Origin of the sequence: Streptomyces tendae, assembly GCF_008632955.1 — a bacterium.
Lineage (GTDB): Bacteria > Actinomycetota > Actinomycetes > Streptomycetales > Streptomycetaceae > Streptomyces.
On record NZ_CP043959.1, the window covers coordinates 6,399,181 to 6,422,557 of the forward strand.

The window sequence follows — 23,377 nt, forward strand, 5'->3', positions numbered from 1 at the left end:
CCCGGCGCCCGGGGGGACAGGCGCCGGACCCGGCCTGGGAAGTCCCGGCGCCGGGGGGGTTGTGCGTCGGGACGTGGCATACGGGTCCACCGGGGCTTCAGGCCCCGTGGGCCGAACTGCTGGGTTCGGAAGTCTTGTTCCCTGGCCCCAGCGGGTTGAAGCGGCGGGGTACGGCCATGTTTGCGCGGTCTTTCGCCACCCGGCGCACGCGGCCCGGGGCTCTCACGCGACTGCGCGGAACCCGGCCGCCCCGCCGGGCGACGGCGGACCTCATGTCACGCCGCCGCGTCGAACCCGGTGCTGCGGGCCAGCTTCTTCAGCTCCAGCAGCGCGTGCTTCTCGATCTGGCGGATGCGCTCGCGCGTCAGGCCGTGTTCCTTGCCGACCTCCGTCAGGGTGCGCTCCCGGCCGTCCTCGATGCCGTAACGCATCTTGATGATGGAGGCCGTGCGCTGGTCGAGGCGGCCGATCAGGTCGTCCAGCTCCTCGCTGCGCAGCAGCGTCATCACGGACTGCTCCGGCGACACCGCGGAGGTGTCCTCCAGGAGGTCGCCGAACTGCGTCTCGCCCTCGTCGTCCACCGACATGTTCAGCGACACCGGGTCCCGGGCCCAGTCGAGCACGTCGGTGACGCGCTCCGGGGTGGAGCCGAGTTCGGCGGCGATCTCCGCGGGCTCGGCGTCACGGCCGTGCTCGCGGTTGAACTCGCGCTGCACGCGCCGGATGCGGCCCAGCTCCTCCACCAGGTGGACGGGCAGCCGGATGGTGCGCGACTGGTCGGCTATCGAACGGGTGATGGCCTGACGGATCCACCAGGTGGCGTACGTGGAGAACTTGAAGCCCTTGCGGTAGTCGAACTTCTCCACCGCGCGCACCAGGCCGGCGTTGCCCTCCTGGATCAGGTCGAGCAGCGGCAGGCCGCTGCGCGGGTAGCGGCGGGCGACGGCGACGACCAGCCGGAGGTTGGAACGGATGAAGATGTCCTTCGCCCGCTCGCTGTCGTCGACCAGGGCCTGGAGCTCCTCGGGGGTGGCTCCGGCCTTGTTCTCCTCGACGCCGTCGAGGATCTGTCGTGCGAACACACCCGCTTCGATGATCTGGGACAACTCGACTTCCTTGGCGGCGTCGAGCAGAGGCGTGCGCGCGATCTCGTCGAGGTACATGCCGACCAGATCGCGGTCGGCGATCTCGCCGCCATGGGCGCGAACACTGCTTGCCGAGTCGACCGTCTCGCCGGAGGCGGACTGACGACGGGCGACGGCACGGGTTGCCATGCGTGCTCCCTTGCGATGATGAGGTCAGCGGGTGGTCCTGCGGACACTCGGCACGGTCTTCAGGGTCTCTTCCGGACTCTGCTCGGGTGCCCGCATCCGTAGGAAACAACGACTGGAATCCGGACAGAATTCCCAACCCGTCCCCCGATTTTTCTGATCATGCAGTACCCTGTCCGGCCACGCAGGGAGGTGCGATGCCGTCCGATCAGGCGGAGGTGCAGGTCAGGCCGGGGATCGAGGCGGACCTGGGGGGGCCTCACCGAGCTCTACAACCACTACGTACGTGAGACGGCCGTCACGTTCGACATCACTCCGTTCACTCCGGCGGAGCGACGCCCCTGGCTGCTCTCCCACCCTGTAGACGGCCCCCACCGCCTGATGGTTGCCACGGCGGCGGACACCGGCCGTGTCCTGGGGTACGCCTCGTCGAGCCCCTTCCGCCCGAAGTCCGCCTACGCGACCTCCGTGGAGACGACGGTGTACGTCGCCCCGGACGCCGGCCGGCGCGGCATCGGCAGCCTGCTCTACCAGGCGCTCTTCGACGCCCTGGCCGGCGAGGGCCTGCACCGCGCCTACGCGGGCATCGCCCGGCCGAACGCCGCCTCGACGCGCCTGCACGAGCGCTTCGGCTTCCGGCACGTAGGCACGTACCGGGAGGTGGGCCACAAGTTCGGCCGCTGGTGGGACGTGGCCTGGTACGAGAAGGAGCTGTGACCCCGGTGGCCGTGGCCGCCGGAGTCACGGTGCGTGCCGGGGTCGTGTCTCAGCCGAACTGCACGGACCGTTTGGCCAGCCCCATCCAGAACCCGTCGATCACGGACTTCTGTTCCCCGAGCTCGCCGGCTGCGTCCGCGGCGCCCATGGTGACGAAGAGCGGGGCGAAGTGCTCGGTGCGCGGGTGGGCGAGCCGGCCCGCCGGGGACTTGCGGAGGAAGTCCAGCAGCGCGTCCACGTCCCGGGCCGCGAGGGCCTCCCTGCCCCACGCGTCGAACTCCGCCGACCAGGCGGGGATGCCGCCCTGGCGCAGCGCGGCGAGGTTGTGGGTGAAGAACCCGGAGCCGACGATCAGCACGCCCTCGTCGCGCAGCGGCGCGAGCCGGCGCCCGATCTCCATCAGCCTCACAGGGTCGAGGGTCGGCATGGACACCTGGAGCACGGGGATGTCGGCGTCGGGGTACATCTCGACCAGCGGGACGTAGGCCCCGTGGTCCAGGCCCCGGTCCGGGACGTCCTGGACGGGCATGCCGGGGGCGCGCAGCAGCTTGCGCACCGATGCGGCGAGCTGCGGGGCGCCGGGGGCGCCGTAGGTGACCTGGTAGTAGCGCTCCGGGAACCCCCAGAAGTCGTAGACGAGGGGGACCGTCTCGGTGGCGCCGAGGGCGAGGGGGGCTTCCTCCCAGTGCGCCGAGACGACGAGGATCGCCTTGGGGCGGGGCAGGCCCGCCGACCAGGCGGCGAGCTCGCCGGGCCAGACCGGGTCGTCGGCCAGGGGCGGGGCGCCGTGGCTGAGGTAGAGCGCCGGCATGCGCTCCTGAGTGGCGGTGGTCATGACGGCGACTCCTTCCTTCGGTGCGCGCGGCGCGTTCGGGGTGCGCCGTCTCCGGTCCGTGTGCCTTTCCGGCTATCTACTTGAAGTCTCAACTTCTACGGAAGACTGTACGCCTCATTTGTTTAATCTTCAAGGAGAGCGTCTTACAGTGGAGTACATGAACACGGCACCCGCATCATCGGCAGCCGCCGGGGAGCCCCGCTGGCTCACCGACGAGGAACAGCGCGTCTGGCGTGCGTACGTCGACGCCACCACGCTCCTGGAGGACCACCTCGACCGTCAGCTCCAGCGGGACGCGGGCATGCCGCACGTCTACTACGGCCTGCTGGTCAAGCTCGCCGAGGCGCCCCGCCGGCGACTGCGGATGACGGAGCTGGCGAAGGACGCCAAGATCACCCGCTCCCGGCTGTCGCACGCTGTGGCCCGTCTGGAGAAGAACGGCTGGGTGCGCCGTGAGGACTGCCCCTCCGACAAGCGCGGCCAGTTCGCCGTGCTGACCGACGAGGGCATGGGGGTGCTGCGCGCGCACGCGCCCGGCCACGTCGAGGCCGTACGGCAGGCGGTCTTCGACCGGCTCACCCCGGAACAGCAGAAGTCCCTCGGCGAGATCATGAAGATCGTCGCCGAGGGACTTCAGCCGAGCGAAGCGGGTGCGGACCTGCCCTGGCTCCGCTGACGCCGCAGGAGCCGGGGCAGGTCCGGGGAGCCGTACGGAGGAGGCGTCCCCTTCCTCTCCCGTACGGGTGGTACCGGGAGGTGGGCAGGCGGTCCGTCAGTGCATGGCGACCGGCACGGCCACCTCGTCCTCGACGGAGGCGTCGGAGGACCCGGCGACCGCCGTGCCGCCCGGACGGCCCGCGTTGATCAGGGTCAGGGCGATGGCCGCGGCCGCCACCAGGATCCCGACGGCGAACCAGATGGCGCTGGTGTAGCCCTGCACCTGGCCCTGGAGCTGGACCAGCTGCTGCTGGGACCGGCTCGTGGCGCCGCCGATGTGGTCGGCGACGTAGGCCGTGGTGGCCGAGGCGGCGATCGTGTTCAGCAGGGCCGTACCGATCGCGCCGCCCACCTGCTGCGAGGTGTTGACCATCGCGGAGGCGACACCGGAGTCACGCGGCTCGACGCCCGTCGTGGCCAGCGACATGGCCGGCATGAACGCCGTACCCATACCGAGACCGAGCAGCAGCATGCCCGGCAGCAGCACGGCCGCGTACGAGGTGCCGATCTCCAGCTGGGTCAGCAGCAGCATGCCGAGCGCGGCGACCAGGAAGCCCGGACCCATCAGCAGACGGGGGGCGACCCGGGTCATCAGCCGGGCGCCGATCTGCGTGGAGCCCGTGATCATGCCCGCGATCATCGGCAGGAAGGCGAAGCCGGTCCTGACCGGCGAGTACCCCTTCACGACCTGCAGGTAGTAGGTGAGGAAGAGGAACAGGCCGAACATCGCGATGATCGCCAGGCCCAGCGAGAGATAGACACCGCCGCGGTTGCGCTCGGTGACCACGCGCAGCGGCAGCAGCGGCGCCTTGACCCGCGCCTCGACGGCCACGAACGACACGAGCAGCACGGCCGAGGCGACGAACATGGCGATCGTCAGGGTGTCGCTCCAGCCCGCCGACTCGGCGCGGGTGAAGCCGTAGACCAGGGCGACCAGGCCGAGGGTGGACAGGATCACGCCGGGGACGTCGAGCGGGGAGCGGTTGCGGCCGCCCGCGGGCTCACGGATGACGAAGTACGCGCCGGCCGCGGCGATCACGGCGAAGGGGATGTTCACGAAGAACGTCCAGCGCCAGTTCAGGTACTCGGTCAGGAAGCCGCCGAGGATCAGACCCACGGCACCACCGCCACCGGCGATCGCGCCGTAGATGCCGAACGCCTTGGCGCGCTCCTTGCCGTCGGTGAACATCACCGCGAGGAGCGACAGCGCGGCGGGCGCGAGCAGCGCGCCGAACGCGCCCTGCAGCGCGCGGGCGCCGAACATCATGGCCTCGTTGGTGGCGGCGCCGCCGAGCGCGGACGCCAGCGCGAAGCCGCCCAGACCGACCACGAAGGCCCGCTTGCGCCCCCACAGGTCGGCGATGCGGCCGCCGAACAGCAGCAGACCGCCGAACGCCAGGGCGTAGGCGGTGACGACCCACTGACGGTTGCCGTCCGAGATGCCCAGGTCCTGCTGTGCGGACGGCAGGGCGATGTTCACGATGGTGGCGTCCAGAACGACCATCAGCTGGGCGATCGCGATGAAGGCGAGCGCTTTCCAGCGGTTGGCGTCCGGACCGCCGGCACCGGGGCGGCTCGGGGCCTTTCCGGCCGGGGAGACTGTTTCAGACATGGAGGTACCCACTTCGGTACTTGTGGCGGAATTCGATCGTGTGAAGTGAAAAATCGGGCGCGCTCGGACAGCCGGGCGTGCTCCGGTGATCGGGCGGGATCGGATGACGGCGCGTCCTCGTCGACGGCCGTCGGCGTCATGGCCCGTGACCAGGACGGGCGGCCTGAAAGAAGTGCGGTGGTGGTGTCAGGGGTCGCTCAGCGGCGCAAATCCTCCACGGTCACGGCCGAACCCGGCAGGACGGACCGGGCGGGCGCCCGCATGCCGTCCAGGAACAGCTGGAGATGGCGGTGGACGAAGCGGTCGGCGCTCCCGCAGCCGGTGCCGGCCGGGGGCCGGCTCAGCTGCGCGACGCCCACCAGCAGATCGCCGTACTCCACGTCGTCCCGCAGCTGGCCGGCCGCCCGGGCCCGGTCCATCAGCTGAACGGCGAGGCTCTCGACGCGCCGGCGCGCATCCTCCAGGTCGGGATGGCTCTGGTCGAAGGTGCTGGAGATCATCGGGCAGAGCGCGCTGATCCGCTCGTCGGCGGCCGCGTGCGCGAAGCGCTCCAGCGCCTCGAAGGCATCCCCGGTCTCGCTGAGCGCCTGCTCGGCCGCCCGGACCGTACGGTCCATGACGGAGCAGACGACCTCGCGCACCAGCGCGTCGCGGTCGGGGAAGTTGCGGTACACCGTGGCGTTGCCGACGCCGGCCCGGCGGGCGATCTCGTCGAACGGCACCTCGGGGCCGAACTCGACGAACATCTCCCGGGCGGCGGTGACGATCCGCTCCCGGTTGCGCAGGGCGTCGGCGCGCGGCCGGGGCGCCTTGCGCGTCAGGGGGGTCGCGGTCTGCACGGTGCACTCCTCGGGTGACTCTGTCCGCAGGCTGTTCCGGGCCTGCTGTCTGCTGTGCTGTCTGCTGTTCTGCTGTGTCTCGCTGTGTCCTGACGGATCCGGGGAGTGAGTCCCCGGTTCGTGCGGACACAGGCGTAAACGGGGAAAGGATCCCCGGTTATTTCCCGCACGGGACTTTTCTCATGTGACTCACGTCACAACTGCGCGGACCCTGACCCCACGATCGGACCTCCCGGCGAGCGCACCCCCACCCCGTGACGCAGGGTGATCGAGAGGGTGCAGTCGGAGACGGCGGCTGCCGTGCGAGCGGAGGTCCCCCCATGCAGCCGCAGCCGAGCCGACGCCGGATATCCCCGCGCCGCCTGGCAGCCCTGGCATCCGTCGGCGCCCTCACCCTCGCGGTCTGCAGCTCGGCCGGCAACGGCCACCTCTCCCCCGCGACCACCGCCCCCGGCGCCGGCCCGAGCGCCCTGTCCCAAAGCTCCGCGCACGGCCCCTGCATGATCAGCAGCGAGCGCGAGGTCCAGATGTCCGAGGGCGTGCCCACCTCCCCCGGCTACACCCGCTCCACCGGCACCGTCCGTGCCCTCACCCTGATGATCGACTTCTCCGACGCACCCGGCGAGGGCGACGCCCTGGACCGCTACCGGGAGTTCTTCCCGCAGACCCGCGAGTGGTTCGCCACCAGCTCCTACGGCCGCCTCGACTACCGCCCCGAACTGCCCGTGCCCGACTGGCTCCGCATGCCCAAGTCCTTCCGCGAGTACGGCATAGAGCGCGGCGCCCCCTTCGACCCCGGCTACCGGGAACTGATCCGCGACCTCGTGTCCGAGGCCGACGCCGAGGTGGACTTCCAGTCGTACGACCTGGTCAACGTGCTGGTCACCCCCAACGCCGGCCCCGCCGCCCTGGACACCGTCCTGTCCGTCACCTTCGCCGGCAACGACGAGGCCCCGACCGCGGACGGCACCCCCGTCTCCAACGCGTCCTTCGTCTACTCCCGCCAGGACGACGGCTCCGGCTCCTACGACCGCACCGGCTACCGCGTGCTCCCCCACGAGAACGGCCACGTCTTCGGTCTGCCCGACCTCTACACCGCCGAGGGCGGCGGCGCGGTCGGCCACTGGGACATCATGAGCGAGGACTGGGGCGCCAACAACGACTTCCTCGCCTGGCACAAGTGGAAGCTGGGCTGGCTGGACATCTCCCAGGTGAGCTGCGTCGCCCGACACGGCTCAGGGGAGTACGTCCTGACGCCGCTGGCGCGTGCGGGCGGCCCCAAGCTCGTCTTCATCCCCCTCGACGCCCACTCCGGCTACGCGGTCGAACTGCGCACCCGCGCCGGGAACGACGAGGCGGTGTGCCGCCCCGGCATCCTCATCTACCGCGTCGACGCCGACGTGGACACCGGCATGGGGCCGATCACCGTCCACGACGCCACCCGGGACAGCGGCGGCTGCACCCGGGCGCCCAACGTGCACGCGGAGCTCTCGGACGCGACCTTCACACCGGGCCAGAACTTCGTGGACCGCGAGGAGGGGGTACGGGTGGCGGTGCTGACGGGGGGCGCGGAGGAGTACCGGATACGGGTGACGCGTACGTCGGCGCAGTGAGGCCGGGCGGGGCGGCTCGGGGACCGGCCGGGGTGGCCCCTTCCGCCAACTCCGCGCGCTAGGTTGCTCCTTGACCGCTGCTCGCCCAGCTTTGGAGGACCTTGTGACGGAGATGTCCGCGGCATCGCTCGAGGCACGCAAGCGCATCAGGACCGACCAGCCGCACACCGCCCGCATCTGGAACTACTGGCTGGGCGGCAAGGACAACTACCCGGTCGACCAGGCGACCGGCGACCAGATCCGCACACTGCACCCCGGCATCGGCGACTACGCCCTCGCCGACCGGCAGTTCCTCGGCCGCGCCGTGCGGTACCTCGCCGGCGAGTGCGGGATCCGCCAGTTCCTCGACATCGGCACCGGGCTGCCCACCGCCGACAACACCCACGAGGTGGCGCAGCGGATCGCCCCGGACTCCACCGTCGTCTACGTCGACAACGACCCCATCGTGCTGGCCCACGCCGAGGCCCTGCTCACCAGCACGCCGGAGGGCAGCACGTCGTACCTCGACGAGGACCTGCGCAACATCGACGCGATCCTCGAACAGGCCGCGAAGACCATCGACTTCAGCCGCCCGGTGGCCCTCATCCTGCTCGGCGTGGTCATCTTCGTCGAGAAGGACGAGGAGGCGTACGGCACCGTGCGCCGCCTGATGGACGCCCTGCCGCCGGGCAGCCACCTGGTCCTCTCCCACACGATCACCCGCCCGGACATGCCGGACGTCGACGCGGCGGTCGCCTTCTGGAACGAGAACGGCACCCCGAAGCTGACGCAGCGGACACCGGAAGCGGTGACCCGCTTCTTCGACGGCCTGGAGCTGCTGGAGCCGGGGGTGGTCTCCTGCAACCACTGGCGCCCGGAGGACCCCTCCGCGGACCTCCCGGCGGAGGTGGCGATGTTCGGCGGGGTGGGCCGGAAGGGCTGAGGCCCGTCGCCGTGGCAGGGGGGTGAGCCGAGGGGGCGCCCCCGCTACGCCTCCCCCTCCCCCCGTTATCCGCCCCCCCTGTTCTCTCCCCTGCTCTCTCCCCGCCCAGCGACCGCCCCAGCTGTGATCCGGTACCCTGTGGATCGAGCGCCCCGGCGGGCGCTGCGGCCACGCGAGACGGCCCGCAGCCGCCGACCAGGACGCTCAACGCCTTCGTAGCTCAGGGGATAGAGCACCGCTCTCCTAAAGCGGGTGTCGCAGGTTCGAATCCTGCCGGGGGCACCAGCCAAAGGGCCCCGGACCGATCATGGTCCGGGGCCTTTGACATCTCCCTTCGACAACAACAACCGCGGTCCCGGATGCGGCTTCCCCTCGTCACGCGGGACGGCATCAAGGCCACGCGTCAGCCAGCTCGAAGGAAACGACCGTTCCGCCGAAGCGGCTCGGTCCGGAGCACCAGGACGCGCGATGGAGTCGACCAGGAGCAGCCCCCGTCCGTGAGCGTCATCGGCGTCCGGTCGCCTGAGGCGCACGCTCGCGGGAAAGCCCGGGTTGTGCACCTCCACGCGCAGTGATGATCCCTTCCGTGACCACTCGACCCGAACGACCCATTCCTCGTCGGACTGTCCGTAGAGGATCGCGTTGGTCACCAGCTCCGAGATCAGCAGAACGCAGTCATCCACCGAACAGGCAGGGCCGTACGGGGCGATGAGCTTCCGGAACCAGCGTCGCGCCCGAGAGACGGACTCCGGCGTCGGGTCCAGGACCATCGACCCGAGCCTCGGCGATCCGTCACAGGGATCACGGTCGATCACAAAGGCCATCAGCACTCTCTCCTCGCTACTGGAAGGGAAGCCCACCGCAGAACGCATGGGGATACCCCTCGGCCAGACAGAAGCCGGAACGACCTCTCTAGACATCCAGACCATCCCGACGCCTCTCTAGAGATGTCAAGGATTAAGACTGGGGACCGCCGGAACGAGGGACCGGGCGGCTACACGCAGCAAGCCCGCGCCTTACCTATGGCCTAAGGTGTCTAGAGAAGCGAGGAGGGTTCCGGAATGGCTGCTACCGACGACCGTCGGCCCAAGTACCAGCGGATCGCAGACTCTTTGCGCGAGGCGATCCGGTCGGGCGAGTACGGTCCCGGTGATCGGCTCCCGGGAGAGAACGACCTCATGGCCGCGCACAGCGTGGCCCGCATGACGGCCAGGCAGGCGATCGGCGTCCTGCGGGACGAGGGCATCGCCGAGGCCCGGAAGGGGGCCGGCGTGTTCGTCCGGGCCTTCCGCCCGCTCCGCCGTCGCGGCATCCAGCGACTGGCCCGCGACCAGTGGGGCAACGGCCGCTCGATCTGGTCGGCGGACATCGAGTCCAGGGCGCTGGAGGTCGACCAGGTCTCCGTTTCCGAGGAGACAGCTCCCGCACACATCAGTGCGGTGCTGAACCTGACTGCCGAAGCCGTCATGTGCGTGAGGCGCCGGCGCTTCGTCGTGGACAACAAGCCGGTTCTGCTCGCAACGAGCTATCTGCCCCTGTCCCTGGTAGCCGGCTCCGCCATCACCCAGGAGGACACCGGGCCCGGCGGCACCTACGCCCGACTCGCCGAACTCGGCCACGAGCCGGTGCACTTCCGAGAAGAGATCCGCTCACGCATGCCGTCGCCGGACGAGCTGACGCAGCTGAGCCTCGCCCCGGGCACCCCGGTCATCCTCATCTGCCGCACCGCGTTCACCGACGAAGGCCACCCCGTCGAGGTCAACGAGATGACCCTGGACGCCGCCTCCTACGTCCTGGAATACGACTTCGACGCATAGGCCCCAGCCTCCGAGACACAGCATCGCTCAACTGAGCCTGATTCAGGCTATCCCCACTGAGTCAAAGCCCGCACGGCGCGGGCGCGCGCCGCTTCTACGGCGCGGCCCGCCTCCTGTCTTCGCCCCGGCTGACCGGGCCCGGCGGCGCGCTCGGCGGCTGCGGGCATGGTTAGGGAAGAAACCCTCTGTGGCTGGTGCGGTCGGCTCCACGGCTTTAGGCAGCCACTTTGGGGCGAGCCTCTAAGATCTTGGCCGACATCATCGCGCCTGCCGCCCATTGCGAGATCATCTAAGAAATCCCGATCAACCGGTAGCTGGACTCAGTCCCGAAGTTCTGGCCAGCCGTCCCGGTTGGAGTAGCTCTCGAAGCAATAGCGGGTAGGGCGGTCCCACTCCTTGCCAGTGGCCAGCTCGTACGCCTTGTCCGGCACGTACAGCAGCCATTCGCCGTCGCGCTCGCTTGAGGTGTATGGGGCGAACTTGTCGACATCGAAGAAGACGCTCTCCCACACGGCCTGCCCTGCGGCCACCACAGCGCAACGCGCGTACAGGAACACGTCGGCTGATTGCGGGAATGGGCTGCCGAACCGGGCCGTCAGGTCGACCACCGGCAGAGTGCCGAATTTTTCCTGATCCAGGTGGTAGAGCGCCTCGGCATGCCGCTCCGCGAAGCCGACGATGTCGGAGACGGGACGGCGGCTCAGCTCCTCGGCGAGGCGCTGGCAGCTCTCTTCAGCTGCTTCGCCGTTCACGGTGGCCATAAGTGCCCAGAAGTCGGCCCAAGTCATTGTCACGGGCGCAGGATGTCAGGCTGGTCTGACATCAACGACGGCGGACGGGGGCGGTCGTACCCGGCTGTCCGCAGCGGTCGTCAGCAGCGGCCTTCCCCTGCCCAGGAACCCGCAACCGAACTCCTCAAGCGAGGGTCGCAGGTTCGAATCCTGCCGGGGACACAGGGAAGAAGGGCCAGCTCAGGAGGGGTGTTTCCTCCTAGGCTGGCCCTGGTCGTTCACGGCTTCGTGCCACACGCGTGCCACTAATGCCGCGCAGATGCCACATTCCCTAGCCGGTGGCCCCTCTCCTCACCCTCGCGGATCACGTCCCGAACGTGACTCGGACGTCCGAGGACGTGACCAGGAACGAGGTGACGCCCGTCAGGCGCCGGCGGCCGCTGCGTAACGGGCTGCGACGTCCTCCCAGTTGACCAGGTCCCAGAGCTTGGTGACGTAGTCCGGTCGGACGTTCTTGTACTGCAGGTAGTAGGCGTGTTCCCAGGCGTCGAAGACGAGCAGCGGGGTGCTGCCCTGGCCGACGTTGCCGTGGTGGTCGTAGACCTGCTCAACGATCAGCCGCTTGCCCAGGGGCTCCCATGCGAGCACGCCCCAGCCCGAGCCCTGCACGGATGTGGTGGCCACGGTCAGCTGCTTCTTGAAGGCTTCGAAGCCACCCAGGTGCTCGTCGATCGCGGTCGCCAGCGCTCCGTCGGGACGGTCGCCGCCGTCCGGGGAGAGGTTCTGCCAGAAGATCGAGTGCAGGACGTGCCCGGAGAGGTTGAAGGCGTAGGTCTTCTCCAGGCCGACGAGGCCGGTTGGTGTGATCTGGTCTGTGTCGCGAACCTCGGCGATCTGCTCCAGCGTGTCGTTGGCTCCCTTGACGTAGGCGGCGTGGTGCTTGGAGTGGTGCAGTTCCAGGATCTCCGGCGTGATGGCCGGCGCGAGCGCTGAGTAGTCGTAGGGCAGGTCGGGAAGCGCGTAGGTGCCCATCTGGCGCGTCTCCTTCGGTGGGTTGATCGTCCTGGGACAGCCTACGGCGTTATTGCGAATAACTTGCAACAGCGTGCTGATTGCATCAGCATGAGTTGCGGCGGGGTCGGCCCGTCAGCTTTCGGTGGTGCGGCACCCGACACGGGTGCGGTCCTTCCAGAAAGGTGATCGTCTTCTCAACCGGCGTCCGCCGGATCTGGCCGGCCCCGCGCGCGCCCCCTCCAACGAGCAGCACTCTCCCGCGCCCTTGCTGCGGCACGGGTTGCGCCGGATCAGCTCGTCGTCCACGGCGGCTTTCGTCAGGGCACGCGGCAGCTGGTATGCCTAGTGCGGCCCGGTCGCGCGGACGAGCACGCTGTACCTGGCGACAGCCGGAGATGCCTTTCGGAACGGTCTCGCGCGCACTCGGACCGCCACCATCACGGGTTGTCCAACAGACCCAGTGCCGTATCCGGACGGCAGTGCACACACGCCACCACTCCGTGCCGCAGAGCCTCCACCACCTGCTCTCGGGACGCAGGACGACAGCGGCCCGACTTCGCCGCCGCCCAGCAGTCCCCCACATGGACGGCGTCCACGTTTCTCCGGTTCAGCCCGTACTGGAGCAGCCACTCCGGAGGTGACGGCCGCATCTCCCCACCTCGGCGCCGCTCAGCCTCACGCCGCTCCTCGTCCGCGATCCACCCGTCGAGCTGTCGCACAGCGGCCGTCGCCTGCTGCACCACTACACGGCGCGCGAAGCGCAGCAGATCCAGTCGGGACGGTTGGTCGCTCACGCGTTCGATTCTACGGTCGCCCCCGTGTGGCTACGAGGAGAGCACCCAGTGGAAACCCGTCGCGTCACCCATCGCCTTGCCGCGCGGCGTCGAGCGGTCAGCGGTCAGCGGTCAGCGGTCAGCGGTCAGCGGTCAACGGTCAGCGGACATACGGATCGTCCGCGTAGGTGTCGGCCATGGCTTCCTGATCTATGCGGAACCCGTCAAGGTCGACGCCGGGGGCGGTCCTGGACATGGCGACGAATTCCTGCCGGGAGACGAACCGACGACTCCGACGCAGGGGGACGAGCCCGGCTGCGTGGATCCCGACACGGCAGCGAGGCTGCGGGCCAGAATTCGGTGCTCTTCGCGGTTCGCGGTCGGCGGTTCGTCTGCCGCGGGTGGCGTCTAAGGTCGGGCCATGACGCCTATCGACGCAGAGCTTGCGCACGACCTGGCCCCCACCGGAGTGCTGCGCGCCTCCATCAACCTCGGCAACCCGGTCCTCGCCCAGGGGACCCCCGACGAGCCGTCCGGGGTCACTGTCGAGCTTGCCCGTGAGGTTGCCGCACGTCTGGCTCTGCCGGTGCAGTTCATCTGCTTCGATGCGGCCCGCAAGTCGTACGCCGCGATGGCCGACGGCCGCGCCGACCTGTGTTTCCTGGCCGTCGATCCGGACCGAGAGAAGGAAGTGGCGTTCACCACGCCGTACGTGCACATCGAGGGTGTGTACGCGGCTCCGGTGGACTCGGAGTTCGTCTCCGCCGACGACGTGGACCGGGACGGGGTGCGTATCGGCGTCAAGAAGGGGTCCGCGTACGACCTCCACCTGAGCCGCACCCTGCGTCACGCCACCGTGGTGCGCGGCGACGAGGGGGTCGACGTCTTCCACGCCGAGAACCTGGATGTGGCGGCCGGCATCCGCCAACCGGTGACCGCCCACGTTGCTGGGCGAGGCGAACTGCGTCTGCTGGAGCCCGCGTTCATGACGATCCGGCAGGCCATGGGCACCCCGAAGGAGCGGCGTCCGAGGACGACTCAGTTCCTCAGCGAACTCGTCGCCGAGCTGGTGGCGTCCCGATTCGTGGCTGAGGCGCTACGCCGTTCCGGCCAGGACCCGGCACTGGCTGCGCCCACCCCGGTGTGACGCGGACCTGGACGTCGACGGTGCCTCCGCGACGGCCGCGCGGGGCTGTTCAGTAGTGGCTCGCCACCATCACGTAGACAGCCGCGACCATCGCTGCCACGAAGAGCAGGGCGACGGTGACCAGCGCGCAGCCCAGCGTTCCTGTGGTCCAGGCGATCGCCGACCATCCGAACCGTGTCGCCCGCTCCGCCCGCCGGACCGCTTCGTGGTACTCGCTGTCGTCGTGCCAGCCCTGATCAGCCATGTTCGTCCCCTCAGGGCGGACCCTGTAGCCCGGCTGTTCCACCGGGACAGGGCGGCCGCTGGTGTCAGTCGGCGTTCCTCTGCCACCGATCCCGCAGGCGCCCTCGGCCGCGTTAGCCATTTCACATCTGAGTATTTGCCGCCCATTTTTGTCGCGAATAGGTTCGGTGCTTAATTAAGAAGACCGTATGACTAATTCACCGCAGCGCGAACCGCACCGAAACCCGGCAGCTCAGAGCAAAGAGATAAAGGGATTCACATCACATGTCCACATAAGCTTCGCTACTCTTCACACCTCAGTGTCCGAAAACTGACGGGAGGGTCCTGTGGCGGCCCAAGTGACAATCAATGAGGGTGTGTTGTGGGTGGGGGGCGAGGCCTATCCGCTGCGCAACATCTCTCACGTCGGTCAGAGGAGAATGGACGTCGACAAGGGCGCCGCATGGAAGAAGTTCTTCCAGGGCACCTTCGTCTGGTTGGTCCTCGGCGGCATTCTCGTCGCCGCGGCAGACGCCGTGGGCGTCATCATCTTTCTAGCCGTCCAGGGCTATCTGATCTGGAAGTTGGTCTCCACCCTCCAGATACCTCCGGTGTTCGGCCTCATCCTGAACACCTCCGGTACCCAGCGCGAAGCCATCTGGTCCACACGGCAGGAGGAGATCCAGCAGCTGATCTACGAGGTCACCAAGGCCATCGGCAATCCCGACGTCGCCCAGATGATCATCAACGTGGAGCACGCGGTCCAGGGCAACCTGATCCAGCAGTACGGCTCGGGAAACATCGGCACGGCTCAGCACAGCGGCAGCGGGGGCATCCAGGCATCATGAGCGGCGACCACATTCAGCAGTACGGATCGGGAAACATCGGCCGGGCCGAGCACACCGGCTCCGGGGACATCGTGGCCGGCGGCAAGACCGTCGGCGTGACAGTGGCGGATCCCGCCGTGAAGGCACTCCTGGACGAAATCGCCAAGCTGCGCCCGCACTTGGACCAGGACGACCGGGCGCAGGTGGACGCGGCCGCCGAATCGATCGCCGAGGAGACGTCCCCGGAGCGCCGGCGCACCTTCGTGCAGCGTGTCACCGGCATCGCAACCCTGGTCGGTGAGGTGGGCCTGCCGGTCGTCACGGCCGCGAAGGCGCTGCTGTCGGGCTGAGGCGAGGCGCGCTCCCGCCGCGCCGACCGGTAAGGCGCGATGCCTCCGAGCCGTTCACGGCTCGGGGGCATCGGCACGTAGCGCACAAGAAGTGGCAAGGCCCGATGTCACAGCCCGGTGTTAGCTTCCAGCCCACGTGACGTGGTGCGGAGGGGATGAGGGTCGTGGGCGCTTCGGAGTGGGACTACTACGTGCCGTATCAGGAGGATCTCGATGCCGCGCTGCAGGAGTTGCGGCGGGAGGTGTTCGAGGCCGGAGACTACTACTGGGTCAACGGCGACAAGTGGCTCGCGAAGGACAGCACGGGGCCTCTTCCTCGGTCGCTGGACGAGCTCTGGGACGACGAGCTGGTGCAGGAGGCCGGTACGCACTCGATCCTCGACATCGTCCGTGTCCTGGGGCCTGACGACACCCCGGACTACCGGACCGTGGAGCCCGTGACGGGTGCGGAGGCGCGGGAGCTGCTGGGGACCGAGGTGCTGACGCGGGCGCACGTCAAGGACTTCGACGTTTTCCCCCGGTCCCGGTGGGTCGGGCGCTGCGCGGTGCTGCACGACGGCGACGGGAAGCCCCAGGAGATCTACTTCTGGGGCCACTCCGGCGACTGAACCGGCCGGTCAGCCCAGGGGGTTCGTGGTGTCACGCAGGGTCGTGAGGGTGGAGGCGTACATGCGGGACTTGATCGTGCCCAGGGTGGTGCCGGCCTTCGGCGCCAGGGACTGGGCCAGTTCCAGCGCCGTGGAGCGGACCTCGTCCTCCGGGACCGCGCGGTCGACGATGGCGGCGGCCGCGGCGTCGCCGCCGCCGTAGCGGCGGGCCGTGATCATCGCCTCGTGGGCCGTCTGCGGGGCCAGCCGGGACTGGATGAGGGACGACATGCCCGGGGTGAACGGGATGTCGATGTCCGCCTCGGGCAGGCACCAGTAGCCGCGGTCGGCGCGCATCACGCGGAAGTCGTGGGCCAGGGAGAGCATCGCCCCGGCCGCGAACGTGTGCCCCTGCAGCGCCGCCACGGTGATGACCGGCAGCGCCAGCAGGCGGGCGAACAGTTCGTGCACCGAGACCACGTAGTCGTGGTAGTGGTCGGCGTTGGCGAACAGCCACTCCAGGTCCAGGCCGTTGGACCAGAACTTGCCGGTGGCCGCCGTCACCAGGGCGCGCGGGCCCTCCGCCTTCTCCACCTCGTCCAGCGCGGCCCCGACCGCGGCGATCCAGTCGGGGTGGAACCGGTTCTCGCCGTCCCCCAGGTCGAGGACGAACACGTTTTCCTGACGGTCGAGCGAGGGCATGACGGCGCTCCGTTCACCTGTGGCCTACTCATCGGTAACTTACGGCCAGGAGGTGAGCGGCGCAAGAGCCATGGGACGTGCGCTCAGTGGTCGGAGTAGCTGAAGTCCCCCACGGTCCAGGCGCTGACGTCCTCGATCGCAACCCGGTACATCCCACCCGTCTCCGGGATTCCGACCGTGCCCTGGAGGATCCGGGCGACGTGGAAGTGCAGGTGGGTGGGAGGGCCGTCGTTCTTCACGGGGGCGTCGAAGACGGCGGCGAACTCACCGAGTCGGTCGGAGGCGTTCAGTACCTCCGAGACCCTCTTCCGCCATACCGCTTCGGGAGCCAGCCGGCCGGTGATGACGGCACCACCGGTGACCACGGTCAAAGACATCTGGCTGCTCTGGCCCGCTTCCACGCGGGCGGCGATGTCTACGATCAGCTCGTCGGGCTTCACCATGGGACCGGATTCTATGCGGGAGAGGTCCGCGGCGCGCCGGGCCCTGTCCGGTACAGGGACTGGAGGGCCGTCTGACCTGCCCGGACGGGCCGATGGTTGTCCAAGACAAGGGATCTCCGCAGGCCTCGCACCCGGGCGACCCTGTTCCGCCTGGGGCCGCCCCTGACGGGTCCGACGCCTCCAGTGCCCTCCGGTTCCGGCCGGTGCCGGAGGGACAGTGCGTGGGCACCGCCGACGGGACCGCGGCGGAGGGCGTCGAGGCCGTCCGGGAACCCTGTGCGGACTCCCCGGACCAGCACTTCGTCGTCCGGGCGGATCGAGACGGCGGACGTGGACACCGGACGCGGACGGCGGGGGGTGGGCGAAGTCCTTCGCGGGCCCCCGGCCGTCAGGACACGTCCACGCGGACCGGGTCGCCGAGCAGGCCGTCCGTGTAGGTCACGTACTTCGGCGTGAAACCGCCCTTGCCGGTGACCGTGCCCGAGATGTTCTCGCCCGGGGCCAGCTCCACGGCGTCGATCTGCTTCTCGTCGACGCCGAGCTCGGCGGTGTGCTTGGTGCCCCGGGTGTCGGTGATCGTGAAGTAGAGGGGGTTCACGCTCACCTCGTCGTCGCCGTTGTTGACGACGGTGATCAGCACACTCGTGTAGCCGCTGCCGTCGGCGAGGACGGTCCGGCTGAACTCCGTGCGCTCCGCGGTGATCCGCACCGGGCCGCTCCGGGCGGACCCCTCCTTGGTCGAAGCCTTCCCGTCCGCCCCGGCGGGCGCCGACACGGACCCCGAGGGGGCGGCGGCCCTGTCCCCGCCGTCGTCGGAGTCGCCGCTCGCCGACACCGCGGCGATCACGACGACCAGGCCGAGCACGCCCACGCAGCCGAAGCCCGCGAACCTGACGAAGCGGCCCTTCTTCCGGGGCGGGGGCTGGACGCCGGGAACGCCGTACGCCGGCTGCTGCGGGTAGGGCTGCCGGTTCACGTAAGGCGGCTGGGGCTGCTGCTGGTTCGGGTCGTTCGGCTGGGTCACGGTGCGGGCTCTCCCCTGGTCGTTCCGGTCGTCCTCGTAGGTGACCTGCGAGGTATGCGACCCGTTGCCCCGTACCGGATGGATTCACCCGATCGTGGTGGACCGTCACCGCCGCGATAATCGAGGCATGACCTCACCTCCCCTCGGCGTGGACGCCGTGCACGAGCGGCTGGCCGGCGATCTGCTCGCCGCCGGGGCGCCGTACGGTCTGCTGCTGGCCGGCGGGGAGGCCGTACGGGCGCACCGGCTGGTGGACGCCCGGGTCAGCGGGGGCGTGGACCTGGCCACCGAGCATCCCGCGGGCATGCCCGAGATCGCCGGGGCCGTGCGCACCGGGCTGGAGGAGCGCGGGTGGCCGGTCGAGGTGGCGGTCGTCGATCCGCTGGCGGCGCGGCTGCTCGTCGGGGACGACCCGGCCGGGGCGCGGTGGCGGGTCGACATCCGCAAGGAGGTGCTGTGGCGGCCGGCGGTGGTCACCGCGGCCGGTCCGGCGCTGTCCCTGGAGGACCTGGTCGGCACCCGGGTGCGGGCGCTCGCGGACCGGGGGCTGCCGCGTGACCTGGTGGACGTGCACGCGGCCGCGGACCGGTGGAGCCCGCCGGAGCTGGAGGAACTGGGCCGTCGCCACGCCCCCGACACCTTCGACCTGGCCGAGCTGCAGTCCCGGCTGACCGGCACGGAGTGGCTCGACGACCGTGAGTTCCGCGCGCACGGGCTGGACTCCCCGGCGGTCGGGGACCTGCGGCGCTGGGCACAGGCGTGGGCGGACGACATCGCGGAGCGGCTGGTGGAGGGCGAGGACCCGGAGGAACAGGGCGAAGGCCCGGAGGGATAGCGGGAGGCCTCGGGGCGACGGTTTCCCGTCGGCCCCCTCCGGTGGCGCCGGGCGCCGCGGCTAGGGTCGGCCCATGACGACTACCGAGAACAACAGCGCCGCGCCGCTCGACATCGAGATCGGCGCCCTGAACGGCGGTTCCGCCGACCTCTCGCAGTACGCGGGCCGTGCCGTGCTCGTCGTGAACGTGGCCTCCAAGTGCGGGCTGACCCCGCAGTACGCCGGTCTGGAGCGGCTGCACGAGCGGTACGCGGAGCAGGGCTTCACCGTGCTCGGCGTGCCCTGCAACCAGTTCCTCGGGCAGGAGCCGGGCTCCGCCGAGGAGATCGCCGAGTTCTGTTCGGCGACGTACGGGGTGACGTTCCCGATGACCGAGAAGGTCGAGGTGAACGGCGGGGGGCGGCACGCGCTGTACGAGCGGCTGGTCGGCTTCGCCGACGCCGAGGGGCACAGCGGGGACGTCCGCTGGAACTTCGAGAAGTTCCTGATCGGTCGGGACGGGGCGGTCGTGGCCCGTTTCTCGCCGCAGACCGAGCCGGAGTCGGCGGAGGTCGTGGCGGCCGTGGAGAAGGCGCTCGGCTGACCGTTGACCTTGCCCCTGGGTCAGGGGTGAGGGTCTGCGTCACCGGACGGACGGACCGTCCGGTGACGGAGAATGCCGGCGTGGACGAGGAACTGCTCCCCATCGGGGCGTTCGCGGCCCGCACCCGGTTGTCGGCCAAGGCCCTGCGGTTGTACGACCGGACGGGGCTGCTGGTGCCGGCCCGGGTCGACGCGGACACCGGCTACCGGTTCTACCGGGCCGGCCAGGTCGAACGGGCACGTCTGGTGGCCCTGTTGGCCCGTCTGGTGGCCCTGTTGCGGCAGCTGGACATGCCGCTGGCCCGGATCGCCGAGATCGTGGACGCGGACGGCGGCACGGCGGGGGCGGAGCGGCTCGCCGCGTACTGGGCGGACGTCGAGGCCCGGCACGCCGCCCGGCGGACGCTCGCCGACCATCTCCGTGGACGGTTGTCGGGAGGAGCTCCGAGGTACGGGAAGTTCACGGTGGACCTGGTGGACGTGCCGGAGCAGGTGATCGTCACCGAGTCGCGGCACGTGCTGGCGGACGAGCTGCCGGCGTGGATCGGCGCGGCGCTGGGGCGGCTGGAGGAGGGCGCGCGGGCGTACGTCGGGGTGACCGGGGCGCCGTTCGTCGTGTACCACGCCGAGGTGTCGGTGGAGAGCGACGGGCCCGCGGAGGCGTGCGTGCCGGTCGCCGACGCGGCGGCGGCCCGCGCCTGGGCGGAGGAGGGGGGCCGTGCCCGGGGGACGACGGTGCGGGTGGAGCCGGCGATGCGGCTGGCCCGTACCCGGATCACCAAGGCGCAGGTCGCGCACCCGCAGATCCTGGCCGCCTTCGAGGCGGTGGAGGAGTGGATGCGGGAGCGGGGGCTGACGTACGCGGGGCCGTGCCGTGAGGTGTACTTCGCGGACTGGGACGCCGCGGGGCCGTAGGACCCGGTGTGCGACGTGGCGTTCCCGGTGGCCGGCCCGGCGGACTGAGCAGCCGGGCGGTCGGGCGGGCCTCCCGATGACCGGGCGGGCGGTCGGGCGAGCCTCCCGGCGACCGGGTGACCGGGCGGACGGGCCTCCCGATGACCGGGCGGGCGGTCGGGCGGGCCTCCCGGAGACCGGCGGGCGGGCCCCCGGTGACCGGGCCGGGGGTCCTCGGCCGTCGGGCGGTGGCGTGCGGGTCGCGCCGCCCGGCCGGGCGGGCCGGCGTCCGCCGTCGGGGCGGGTGGGCACGAGCCGAGCCCTCTCGGCAAGGACGGCGAACTGGTCGAGAGGGCCCTGTCGGTGGTGCGTGTGCCCGTGCGCCGGGGGTCAGGACCTGACCGAGGCCACGAAGGCGCTCCACGCGTCCACCGGGAACGCCAGCTTCGGGCCCTCGGGGATCTTGGTGTCCCCGAGCTCCAGCGCTTCCTCGGTGGTCGACCTGACCATCACGCACGCGCCGTTGTTGTTGGTGTAGGAGGACGTCGTCCACGTTTCCGTGGCGCCCAGACGAATTGCCATGTTCGCTCCGTAGCCAGATGCTGAGTTGCTGTCACCGTCTGCGCATTCCGGCGTGGACCCGCAGAACGGAATTGCGCCAACCATCGCTGCTGATTGGCGTGATCGACGCTACTCGCCACCCTCATCTTCCGGAGCGGTCGTTCACTCGACCGGATGGCATATACCAGGCGGGACTTCCCGTCGCGCGTGTCGCCCGTGTATCATCCGGCCCTTCCCTGACGGGAGTTCACCGTGCGTAGTCCTTGGCGAGGCGCTCCACGAGCTGCCGGGACTGCTCCACGTTCAGCGACTGGGCCCGAAGGTGCTCGTACATCACCGTGTACTTCTGCACGTCGTGCGGCTTCTCCAGGTACAGGTCACTGGTGACGCCCTCGATGTACACCACGCTGGAGTCGGCCGCGTCGGCGAACTCCAGGATGGAGTACTGGCCGTTGATGCCCGCGTGCGCGCCCACCTCGAACGGCAGCACCTGCACGGTGACGTGCGGCAGCTGGCTCAGCTCCATGACGTGCTCGAGCTGTTCGCGCATCACCTGGCGGCTGCCGACCACCCGGTGCAGCGAGGCCTCGTCGAGCACCACCCACAACCGCAGCGGGTCCTGTTCGGCGGTGATCCGGCTCTGCCGGCGCAGCCGCACCTCCACCCGCTTGTCGTTCTCCTGCTCGCTGGACTCCGGCGAACCGCCCTGGACGATCGCCTCGGCGTAGGCGCGGGTCTGCAGCAGCCCGGTGATGATCTGCGGCTCGTACACCCGCAGCGACTCCGCGTCCGTCTCCAGACCGATGTAGACGCTGTACGGGATGTCGCCGAACGCGTGCCACCAGCCCTGCTGGCGGGAGTCCTTGGCCATCTGCATCAGCGAGTCGACGATCCGCTGGTCCTCGACCTCGTACACCCCGCACAGGTCCCGGACGTCGCGCTGGCTGATGCTGCGCCGGCCGTTCTCCAGCCGGCTGATCTTCGACTGCGACACCAGCAGTCGCTCCGCGACCTCCTCGGCCGTCATGCCCTTCAGCTCACGGAGCCTGCGCAGCTCCTGGCCGAGCCGGCGCCGCCGGACGGTGGGATTGACATTGGACGCCACGGGACGTGCACCTCCGGCTGCGTGCCTCGTACTTGCACTGTCTTGCACTGCGTACTTGCACTGCGTACTTGCCACTTTGTGTGTCTGCTCGATGAGCAGACTGCCACCAAGGCGCGTACTACCGCTGGGAAATGGTGGATATACGACGGGTACACAACAGTGCGGGACCCGCCGGCCGGGAGCGCTGTCGGGCACGCCGAGCGGGGCGGAGAGAGCCCGTGCGTTCTCTCCGCCCCGCTCGGACAGCGGCTCCCGTGACCGGGTCTGCGGTGCCGTGGATCCGTGGTGCCGTGCCGAGCCCTGGGGACGTACGGCTCAGTGGGCCACGGCGCGTGCCATGGATCCGTGGCGTGGTTGCGCCGGAACACCTCGGGCGGGTTCCGGTGCGCCCCTGCCGCCGGGGGCCTGCCGGCCCGCCGGTGCGGAGTTGCGGCGCGGCTGGGCCGCGACGCCGTTCTGGACGTCCATCACCGCGTGCGCGACGAGTCCGCCCATCGGGTCGTGCCGGATCAGGTCCCGCAACCGGGAGCGTGAGGAGCGACCCTCGTTCCCCGGGTACAGGTGCTTGCCGAGACCGACCGCGTGCGCCAGTGCGGCGAGCGCCGCGGTCCGCGGGTCCGGCGGGACGCCGGTGCGGATCGCGGAGTCCAGCCGGGCCCTGATCTCCCGGCTGATCTCGGTGTCCGTCGCCTGGTAGCGAGTCGTCGGCAGCACCCCGCACATCTGGCCGGCCACGGCGTGCACCATGCCGCACCGCTCCAGATGCGAGAGGTAGGTCTGGCGGAGCCCGAGTCGGGGCCCGCCGATCCAGTGGACCGCCCGCACCGGAGCGCCGCGCCTTCGCAGCAACTCCAACGCGCAGTCCAGTGTTGGGTCTCCAGTCGGCCGTGGCACCACCACGGCGATACGATCCCCGTCTGGGGCTATCCGTCCGGCCAGCGCCAGCTCCACTAGCTGCGCTCCGGCCAGACCGAGGTCGAGCGACTGCGGCTGTGCGGTGGTACCCGTGGTCGGGTCCAGCGCCAGCAGCAGAAGCTCCTCCGGAATTGTTCTGCGGCTCCTGCCCATCCATGCCTCCCCGCGTGGATGAATGACAGGGTGACCCCTCTCACATTGGTCTGTCGAGAGCACGTGACCGGTTCGTAGTGGAACCGGTAGGTATGTCGTTCTCGTCTACCGCATGGGGTAAGCCCGCACACAGGACACTGGTACATGGTTCGGACAGCGCTGCGGAGCG

General features: G+C 70.0%; 25 protein-coding genes, 1 tRNA gene and 2 pseudogenes. 13 read left to right on the top strand and 15 right to left on the bottom strand.

The window, feature by feature from the left end; all coding sequences use genetic code 11:
- Positions 1–275 precede the first annotated feature (275 nt).
- A complete protein-coding gene (locus tag F3L20_RS29250; protein WP_145826856.1) occupies positions 276–1,274 on the bottom strand; it encodes a sigma-70 family RNA polymerase sigma factor in 999 nt (332 codons plus the stop codon).
- Positions 1,275–1,468: 194 nt separating this feature from the next.
- On the opposite strand from F3L20_RS29250, the pseudogene F3L20_RS29255 reads away from it, so the two are divergent.
- Positions 1,469–1,988 (top strand): annotated as a pseudogene (locus F3L20_RS29255) (GNAT family N-acetyltransferase).
- Positions 1,989–2,037: 49 nt separating this feature from the next.
- Here F3L20_RS29255 and F3L20_RS29260 read toward each other — a convergent pair.
- Positions 2,038–2,823 carry a dioxygenase family protein gene (locus tag F3L20_RS29260; RefSeq protein ID WP_382686571.1) on the bottom strand — a complete coding sequence of 262 codons (786 nt, stop codon included), beginning with the start codon at positions 2,821–2,823 and terminating at the stop codon, positions 2,038–2,040.
- Between the two features lie 157 nt (positions 2,824–2,980).
- On the opposite strand from F3L20_RS29260, the gene F3L20_RS29265 reads away from it, so the two are divergent.
- Positions 2,981–3,499: a MarR family winged helix-turn-helix transcriptional regulator gene (locus tag F3L20_RS29265; RefSeq protein ID WP_150156844.1), complete on the top strand. Its 519-nt coding sequence runs from the start codon at positions 2,981–2,983 to the stop codon at positions 3,497–3,499.
- Between the two features lie 96 nt (positions 3,500–3,595).
- Here F3L20_RS29265 and F3L20_RS29270 read toward each other — a convergent pair whose 3' ends face one another.
- Together F3L20_RS29270 and F3L20_RS29275 are read right to left on the bottom strand one after the other, a co-directional pair.
- Positions 3,596–5,152 (bottom strand): MFS transporter, encoded by a 1,557-nt coding sequence (locus F3L20_RS29270; protein WP_150156845.1) that lies wholly within the window; start codon positions 5,150–5,152, stop codon positions 3,596–3,598.
- Between the two features lie 197 nt (positions 5,153–5,349).
- Positions 5,350–5,991, bottom strand: coding sequence for a TetR/AcrR family transcriptional regulator (locus F3L20_RS29275; protein WP_150156846.1), 642 nt, complete (start codon positions 5,989–5,991; stop codon positions 5,350–5,352).
- Positions 5,992–6,311: 320 nt separating this feature from the next.
- Between F3L20_RS29275 and F3L20_RS29280 the strand changes: the two genes are divergently transcribed.
- From F3L20_RS29280 to F3L20_RS29290, 3 genes are all read left to right on the top strand, one after another.
- Positions 6,312–7,604 carry a M6 family metalloprotease domain-containing protein gene (locus F3L20_RS29280; RefSeq protein WP_150156847.1) on the top strand — a complete coding sequence of 431 codons (1,293 nt, stop codon included), beginning with the start codon at positions 6,312–6,314 and terminating at the stop codon, positions 7,602–7,604.
- A 112-nt stretch (positions 7,605–7,716) separates the two neighbouring features.
- The gene (locus tag F3L20_RS29285; RefSeq protein WP_150156848.1) at positions 7,717–8,526 is read left to right on the top strand and encodes an SAM-dependent methyltransferase; all 810 of its coding nucleotides are present in this window, start codon (positions 7,717–7,719) and stop codon (positions 8,524–8,526) included.
- A gap of 209 nt (positions 8,527–8,735) precedes the next feature.
- Positions 8,736–8,811 (top strand) — tRNA-Arg (locus F3L20_RS29290).
- A gap of 105 nt (positions 8,812–8,916) precedes the next feature.
- On the opposite strand, the pseudogene F3L20_RS29295 reads toward F3L20_RS29290, so the two are convergent.
- Positions 8,917–9,350 (bottom strand): annotated as a pseudogene (locus F3L20_RS29295) (ATP-binding protein).
- Between the two features lie 237 nt (positions 9,351–9,587).
- On the opposite strand from F3L20_RS29295, the gene F3L20_RS29300 reads away from it, so the two are divergent.
- On the top strand, positions 9,588–10,343 hold the full coding sequence (locus F3L20_RS29300; protein ID WP_150156849.1) for a GntR family transcriptional regulator: 756 nt from the start codon (positions 9,588–9,590) through the stop codon (positions 10,341–10,343).
- A 320-nt stretch (positions 10,344–10,663) separates the two neighbouring features.
- On the opposite strand, the gene F3L20_RS29305 is transcribed toward F3L20_RS29300, so the two are convergent.
- The 3 genes from F3L20_RS29305 to F3L20_RS29315 all read right to left on the bottom strand — a co-directional run bounded on the left by F3L20_RS29305 (position 10,664) and on the right by F3L20_RS29315 (position 12,882).
- Positions 10,664–11,131 carry a DUF4240 domain-containing protein gene (locus F3L20_RS29305; protein WP_150157537.1) on the bottom strand — a complete coding sequence of 156 codons (468 nt, stop codon included), beginning with the start codon at positions 11,129–11,131 and terminating at the stop codon, positions 10,664–10,666.
- A gap of 366 nt (positions 11,132–11,497) precedes the next feature.
- On the bottom strand, positions 11,498–12,106 hold the full coding sequence (locus F3L20_RS29310) for a superoxide dismutase (protein WP_150156850.1): 609 nt from the start codon (positions 12,104–12,106) through the stop codon (positions 11,498–11,500).
- 419 nt (positions 12,107–12,525) lie between these two features.
- The gene (locus tag F3L20_RS29315; protein WP_150156851.1) at positions 12,526–12,882 is read right to left on the bottom strand and encodes a DUF6233 domain-containing protein; all 357 of its coding nucleotides are present in this window, start codon (positions 12,880–12,882) and stop codon (positions 12,526–12,528) included.
- 400 nt (positions 12,883–13,282) lie between these two features.
- On the opposite strand from F3L20_RS29315, the gene F3L20_RS29325 reads away from it, so the two are divergent.
- A complete protein-coding gene (locus F3L20_RS29325) occupies positions 13,283–14,008 on the top strand; it encodes a transporter substrate-binding domain-containing protein (protein ID WP_150156852.1) in 726 nt (241 codons plus the stop codon).
- A 49-nt stretch (positions 14,009–14,057) separates the two neighbouring features.
- Here the strand turns inward: F3L20_RS29325 and F3L20_RS29330 are convergent, their stop codons facing one another.
- On the bottom strand, positions 14,058–14,252 hold the full coding sequence (locus F3L20_RS29330; RefSeq protein ID WP_150156853.1) for a hypothetical protein: 195 nt from the start codon (positions 14,250–14,252) through the stop codon (positions 14,058–14,060).
- Positions 14,253–14,589: 337 nt separating this feature from the next.
- Here F3L20_RS29330 and F3L20_RS29335 point away from each other — a divergent pair, with 337 nt between their 5' ends.
- The 3 genes from F3L20_RS29335 to F3L20_RS29345 all read left to right on the top strand — a co-directional run bounded on the left by F3L20_RS29335 (position 14,590) and on the right by F3L20_RS29345 (position 16,015).
- Positions 14,590–15,078, top strand: a complete 489-nt coding sequence (locus F3L20_RS29335; protein ID WP_276615857.1) for a DUF6232 family protein — start codon at positions 14,590–14,592, stop codon at positions 15,076–15,078.
- Positions 15,075–15,407: a hypothetical protein gene (locus F3L20_RS29340; protein WP_150156854.1), complete on the top strand. Its 333-nt coding sequence runs from the start codon at positions 15,075–15,077 to the stop codon at positions 15,405–15,407. Before F3L20_RS29335 ends, F3L20_RS29340 begins: the two co-directional genes overlap by 4 nt.
- A gap of 164 nt (positions 15,408–15,571) precedes the next feature.
- Positions 15,572–16,015 (top strand): hypothetical protein, encoded by a 444-nt coding sequence (locus F3L20_RS29345; protein ID WP_150156855.1) that lies wholly within the window; start codon positions 15,572–15,574, stop codon positions 16,013–16,015.
- A gap of 9 nt (positions 16,016–16,024) precedes the next feature.
- On the opposite strand, the gene F3L20_RS29350 is transcribed toward F3L20_RS29345, so the two are convergent.
- The 3 genes from F3L20_RS29350 to F3L20_RS29360 form a co-directional block, all read right to left on the bottom strand.
- On the bottom strand, positions 16,025–16,696 hold the full coding sequence (locus F3L20_RS29350) for an enoyl-CoA hydratase-related protein (protein ID WP_150156856.1): 672 nt from the start codon (positions 16,694–16,696) through the stop codon (positions 16,025–16,027).
- An 83-nt stretch (positions 16,697–16,779) separates the two neighbouring features.
- Entirely contained in the window at positions 16,780–17,139 is a 360-nt protein-coding gene (locus F3L20_RS29355; RefSeq protein ID WP_024884288.1) for a hypothetical protein, read from the bottom strand.
- 388 nt (positions 17,140–17,527) lie between these two features.
- On the bottom strand, positions 17,528–18,163 hold the full coding sequence (locus F3L20_RS29360) for a DUF4352 domain-containing protein (protein WP_150156857.1): 636 nt from the start codon (positions 18,161–18,163) through the stop codon (positions 17,528–17,530).
- 127 nt (positions 18,164–18,290) lie between these two features.
- Between F3L20_RS29360 and F3L20_RS29365 the strand changes: the two genes are divergently transcribed.
- The 3 genes from F3L20_RS29365 to F3L20_RS29375 all read left to right on the top strand — a co-directional run bounded on the left by F3L20_RS29365 (position 18,291) and on the right by F3L20_RS29375 (position 20,495).
- The gene (locus F3L20_RS29365) at positions 18,291–18,998 is read left to right on the top strand and encodes a nucleotidyl transferase AbiEii/AbiGii toxin family protein (RefSeq protein ID WP_150156858.1); all 708 of its coding nucleotides are present in this window, start codon (positions 18,291–18,293) and stop codon (positions 18,996–18,998) included.
- Positions 18,999–19,071: 73 nt separating this feature from the next.
- A complete protein-coding gene (locus tag F3L20_RS29370; RefSeq protein ID WP_145826827.1) occupies positions 19,072–19,581 on the top strand; it encodes a glutathione peroxidase in 510 nt (169 codons plus the stop codon).
- 62 nt (positions 19,582–19,643) lie between these two features.
- Complete coding sequence (locus tag F3L20_RS29375) at positions 19,644–20,495, top strand: MerR family transcriptional regulator (RefSeq protein WP_150156859.1); 852 nt, start codon at positions 19,644–19,646, stop codon at positions 20,493–20,495.
- A gap of 369 nt (positions 20,496–20,864) precedes the next feature.
- Here the strand turns inward: F3L20_RS29375 and F3L20_RS29380 are convergent, their stop codons facing one another.
- From F3L20_RS29380 to F3L20_RS29390, 3 genes are all read right to left on the bottom strand, one after another.
- Positions 20,865–21,056 carry a DUF397 domain-containing protein gene (locus F3L20_RS29380; RefSeq protein WP_145826826.1) on the bottom strand — a complete coding sequence of 64 codons (192 nt, stop codon included), beginning with the start codon at positions 21,054–21,056 and terminating at the stop codon, positions 20,865–20,867.
- 226 nt (positions 21,057–21,282) lie between these two features.
- A complete protein-coding gene (locus F3L20_RS29385) occupies positions 21,283–22,140 on the bottom strand; it encodes a helix-turn-helix domain-containing protein (protein WP_145826825.1) in 858 nt (285 codons plus the stop codon).
- A 315-nt stretch (positions 22,141–22,455) separates the two neighbouring features.
- Entirely contained in the window at positions 22,456–23,208 is a 753-nt protein-coding gene (locus tag F3L20_RS29390) for a GOLPH3/VPS74 family protein (RefSeq protein WP_150156860.1), read from the bottom strand.
- Positions 23,209–23,377 lie beyond the last annotated feature (169 nt).